The following is a 212-nucleotide window of genomic DNA, read 5'->3' on the forward strand; positions in this document are numbered from 1 at the left end:
ATTTTACATCACCTCGGCAAAGTCCGGATCTATGGCTGCAATCGATGACCAGTAAAGCCACCACAACATATTTAGCTTGGCAAACAGGAGGCGACCATCTATGAATAAATCGAACTTTTGCTGAGTTGAAGGATCAGATCACGCATCCTCCCGACAACACAGACCATTCCGTGGCAAAGCAAAAGTTCAGAATCACCAACTGGTCCACCTAC

1 protein-coding gene is annotated in these 212 nt (G+C 46.2%); it reads left to right on the plus strand.

The features are described 5' to 3' along the window. Positions 1-125: 125 nt before the first annotated feature. Positions 126-212: hypothetical protein (locus tag ACLH1I_RS26765; RefSeq protein WP_227664762.1), on the plus strand; the 87-nt coding region annotated here is incomplete at its 3' end.

Origin of the sequence: Klebsiella sp. 1SOBk10mer, assembly GCF_046602535.1 — a bacterium.
Taxonomy (GTDB): domain Bacteria; phylum Pseudomonadota; class Gammaproteobacteria; order Enterobacterales; family Enterobacteriaceae; genus Klebsiella; species Klebsiella quasipneumoniae.